This window comes from Actinobacillus ureae ATCC 25976 (assembly GCF_000188255.1).
Classification (GTDB): domain Bacteria; phylum Pseudomonadota; class Gammaproteobacteria; order Enterobacterales; family Pasteurellaceae; genus Actinobacillus; species Actinobacillus ureae.
Map to the genome: position 1 here is coordinate 1,050,412 of NZ_GL831080.1, position 4,421 is coordinate 1,054,832.

Consider the following 4,421-nt stretch of genomic DNA (forward strand, 5'->3'; position numbering starts at 1 on the left):
GCTACCGTCTGTGTCCGATTTGTACAGCAATTCGCCTTTGCCTCGCTCTAAGAACATTTTTGGTACAGCAAGAGTTATCGTTTTATCGACGATAGGCTTCATCAACAACGGCATTTTTTGAATATTGACTCGCATTTCGGCGAGGTCTGATTTATAACACACCACGCCTTCTGGTACTTTATCCATATCAATTTCTTGATTTTGGTAAATCATCGGTTGATTGCCGCCTTTAGGTTCAGGTAGCATTCCCAGCCTAAAGCCATCAATCTTTGAGAATTGATTAAACTGGCGAATCCCTAACGCAAGGGCATTAAAGGTAAGTCCTGCAACATTAGAGCCCGATGAAATCACCACTTTAGCGAAACGAGCTTGATTCGGTTTTGTGTGAAAGTTAATGTTTTGTGAGTTGCCTTGCATGAAACTAAAACCTTCGCTGTCGCTCCAGTAAAAGCTACCACTAAAAATCTCGCCTACCTCTGCCTTGTTCGTTAAGCGTTGTTCTTGTGCGTTGAAATAATACACACTCATTCGGAAATGCGGTTCGGAAGAGCGAAACCACACAATCGGCGACTGAGTAAGGTCAATCAGTGGTGACTCGTAAATCACAGAGTGATTATTGGCGATTTCATATTTCCCATTCGGCAAACGCTTGAGGTTGCGCACTCCTGCCATATTACCCAAGCCCACTACACCGCCTGCCCCTGTGCCAGCCATGGCAATATCAGCTTGTGAGGTCAGCGAAAAGAGCGGTACATCTTGGCTATTTTTGGCTGCAATGTGATTAACAGTATTACCCAAACCCTCGTCATTGACGGTAATAAGATGTGTGCCGTAAGGGTTGTTGGTGTAGCCTTTTGACGATTGCCAACTGGCTTCAATGTGGTTATTCCAAGATGACTCGGTAAAGGTAATCTTGAGCGTTTCTGTTGCAACAGAGGGTCGGCGTTCGAAGCGAAAACCGACAAACTGATTGCTAGAGCCATTGCAATAAATCTCCCCTTGACTTTCCATGCAGCCACGATTAAAGAGATTATGATTGTGTAAATAGTCACCATCTAGCACAATCTTAGAACAACGATTCAGATTAAAAGTATTTTCGTTAATCCAGCCACCGCTTTCACCAAAAAGCTCAATGGTGTTTACAAATTTGAAATTAAAGGTGGAATAAGCGCTAGAATAATTGTTGTTATGTTGACTGCCTGCGGTGGCATTAGCATAAATCTGCACGTAATCAGCTCGGTTGATGTCGACGTATTGTCCCTTTTCCCCAATAACTTGTACCAAGGGAGTAAGGCGAGTGCTTGGAGGCATCCCAACGGCACGAATCACCTCATCAATCTGTTGCGTTGGGTTGTTGGCATTATTGCCTGAGCCACCCAAAATCAGACCAATCCCGTTATGCCCTACGACAAACCTTGCCCGAGTCGCCTCAACTTTACAATGACGAAAGCTCACTGTTGAGCCGAGATAAAATTCCCCACAAAGTGACAACATTTTGCCCCATTGTTTTTGGCAATGATTCGCCGCACGATTAAGGGCTTGAGCATCATCAGCCATACCATCACCCACCGCACCAAAATCAAAGGCGGAAATCTCACTGTCTAATACTCGCTTCCAACGCCCTGCATTGCCAACCTCAACCACAAAACATGTCCCACCATCATCAGGTGTCACCAAATCTTGCAAATCTGCCACAAACTCCCCACCGCCAGTTGTACCACCTGCGTAGTACGACTTAACGAAAATCCGTTGCCCATGTTCTGTTGGGCGAATTGTGCGGAGTTGTTCGATACTTTCGGCTTGACCGATAAAACGGAAGCCATCGGCTTTAGCAAGTTTTCTGAAAGCATTTTCATTTTGCTCGCCAACCTTCTCCATTTCGCTTTTTAAGAATAGCGTGCGGTTTGCTAAATGTTTTAAGGGTAAATTATCAACACCTATTGGACCACCAAGTACAGGGTCGGTTTCTTTCAGCATATAAACGCCATCTTCCCAAACTGGTTGTTCTGGTAAAAAATCATCTTTTGTTAAAGTCGTCATTTTATCCTCTCTTATGCCGCACCACGGCTATAAGTACCGTTGCGAGTTAATCTGTTGTTATGTAAAAAAGCGAATTTGCGGTAGTCCAATGCCACCAACTCGCTTCGTGCAGGAGCAAATCGTTCAATTGCTTTTCGAGCAATCTTGGCTTCACTATTGGTAATCACACTATTTAAAAGAATACGGTATTGAGCCCAGCGGTTATCATCACCACGGTAGTAGATACCATTGCGTATAATTGCACCGTCGTAGTATTGCTTGGCGAGGCGCTCTATAATTTCAACTTCACCTAAGCCCAATTTTTTGCAAATCTGCTTCACCGCCAACGGCGTGCCTTTGTATTTGTGCAATTCAACTGCGGAGCTAATTAAGCTGCGTTTTGACTTAATATCATTAGCTAACAAATAGCCGCCATAACCTGTCACACTCCATTTCTCGGCCACCAACTCAATGTATTTTTCATCGAGCAAATCAATCAGCGAGGTCATAATCTGCGACTTATCAAGGGTATCAAGTCGGTTGGTTAAATCGGCAAGCGTAGTAAATTTCACATCTTGGCGGATAATGTCCGCATAAATCAGCTTAGCCATGAGATTCTCCCACCACGTTTAAGGTAATGCTTTCACACACCGCCCATTCGTTTTCCAACACTTCAGTCAAATGTAGCTCCATAATTTCTACGTTATACACGCCTGAAATTTTCAAGGTTGCTGCAATAGTTAGTGGCACAATATCCACGCCTAGAGTAAATGGCTCTTTCGCTAATAAATCTTGCACAGCTTTCAATGCTCGACTTTTAGTTTCTGCGGCATTTGCTGAACTATAAAGCTCAAGATTTGCCACAATGTTGTAGCTTACTTTTTTCGCCGGTGAGACAATTACAGTGTCATTGAGCGGTCGGCGTTTATCGCCACTTAAATAGGCTTTGGTTTTGTCAATTAAGAGCGGTTGAGGTACGCCACGTTTGGTTAACACTGTCATTCCTGCTGTGCCGGCTTTTGGGCGTTGTACGGCAACATCATTGATAAATGGCGTCACGCTACGCGTGTGGTAGTTGTAGGCTTCAAAGGTGCCACAAACGGTAAAGGCTTCAGGCGCAAGTAAGATACGTTTGCGGTAATCTTCATCGCTTTCTTCTGCCACCCCACCATCGGTTTCATCAATGTTGCTGACCGTGAGTGTGCCTTGATAAGCTATCTGGCTTTCAAGCGTTTTTACTCGTCCAGCCTCCCATCCATTACCTGCTTCGCCAGTGAGATTTGCCACCGCAACCACATCAACAAAGCTGGCGAATTTTGAAATCACCGTTTCCGTCTTCGTTGAAAAATAAAGTGACTCTGTGGCACGCACCATCGTGCCTGCCGGAATCACAATCTCCTCGTGTTCGGTTTCTTCCACGCGAAAACATAAGGTGGTTTCAGCCGGTTGCGCGGCAAGGCGAATGCAGCCCATTTGTTCACCGCATAAATCTAACGCCTGCCCCGTTGCCGTCTGCGGGAAGGTTTGCCGAAAGGCTTCGTTAATCCCTTTGCGCATCAATAATTCACGATATGCATATAGGTTAATAATTAGCCGCTCAATATGGGCAGGTTGTAAGGTTTTGCCTGTGCGCTCTTCATATTGCGCAATGCAGTCAGCAAGGATTTTTGCCACATCTTCTTCAACAATTTGAATTTCTTCACGGTTTGCAATCATAGTTGATACTCCGTTGCATAAATTTGACGTGCAACATCTTCAGCCACGCACCATTTCACCGTAAAGTGAAATTCAGGGGCTTCACCGGTAATAATGACTTCTTGCACCACGACACGCTTTTCCCATTTATCAATGGCAGTAAAAACTTCGCGCACGATATTCGGAATCGCAATATCTTCAGGTTGGTCGATATAATCGAAATGCTCGGAACCAAAATCAGGATGAAGTACGTCGCTGCCTTTTCGGGTGGACAGAATATTCAGAATGCACTGATGTAAATCATCTTCGCCTTGAATGGTAGCGACATCAGTAGGGGCTAATTGCCAGTGAGTGTGTTGGATAGCAGTTTTCATAGCCGTGAGTGTAACGGCTATGAAATGAGAGGAATTTTAAACTAATTTAAAGAATTACTGGGGTTTATCGGAAGTGTCTCGACCACCTTGGACGCCACTATGGACGTGAGAACCAAGTGAAACAGAACCTTGTTTAACGCTTGGCGCAGACACTTCTTTGCCCGAGGTAATGTTGCCACTAGCATGTAATTTGCCATTGATGGTGGTGTTGCCATTGATTTCGGTTTCGGCATTCACCACCGCCTTGCCTGCAGTAACCGTTACCGTATCTGATGTTTTTACCACAACATCACCTGTTTTACGGTTGTGAGAAATTTCAGTCCCGTTACTGAA

4 protein-coding genes and 1 pseudogene are annotated in these 4,421 nt (G+C 44.7%); all 5 read right to left on the reverse strand.

The annotated features are described in order from the left end of the window. On the reverse strand, positions 1-2,040 hold a 2,040-nt coding region (locus HMPREF0027_RS12540), incomplete at its 3' end, for a hypothetical protein (RefSeq protein ID WP_005622728.1). A gap of 11 nt (positions 2,041-2,051) precedes the next feature. Then, positions 2,052-2,630, reverse strand: a complete 579-nt coding sequence (locus tag HMPREF0027_RS04985) for a phage tail protein (RefSeq protein ID WP_005622729.1) — start codon at positions 2,628-2,630, stop codon at positions 2,052-2,054. Continuing rightward, a complete protein-coding gene (locus HMPREF0027_RS04990; protein ID WP_005622730.1) occupies positions 2,623-3,735 on the reverse strand; it encodes a baseplate assembly protein in 1,113 nt (370 codons plus the stop codon). Before HMPREF0027_RS04990 ends, HMPREF0027_RS04985 begins: the two co-directional genes overlap by 8 nt. Next, on the reverse strand, positions 3,732-4,088 hold the full coding sequence (locus HMPREF0027_RS04995; protein WP_005622731.1) for a GPW/gp25 family protein: 357 nt from the start codon (positions 4,086-4,088) through the stop codon (positions 3,732-3,734). The genes HMPREF0027_RS04990 and HMPREF0027_RS04995 overlap by 4 nt, the downstream gene beginning before the upstream one ends. A gap of 54 nt (positions 4,089-4,142) precedes the next feature. Next, positions 4,143-4,421: pseudogene (locus tag HMPREF0027_RS05000) on the reverse strand (phage baseplate assembly protein V); the annotation flags it as partial.

What these genes read in the sequence shown, in the direction of transcription:
- HMPREF0027_RS04985 (WP_005622729.1), bottom strand. Translation starts at nt 2,630, where the DNA reads ATGGCTAAGCTGATTTATGCGGACATTATCCGCCAAGATGTGAAATTT.
- HMPREF0027_RS04990 (WP_005622730.1), bottom strand. Translation starts at nt 3,735, where the DNA reads ATGATTGCAAACCGTGAAGAAATTCAAATTGTTGAAGAAGATGTGGCA.
- HMPREF0027_RS04995 (WP_005622731.1), bottom strand. Translation starts at nt 4,088, where the DNA reads ATGAAAACTGCTATCCAACACACTCACTGGCAATTAGCCCCTACTGAT.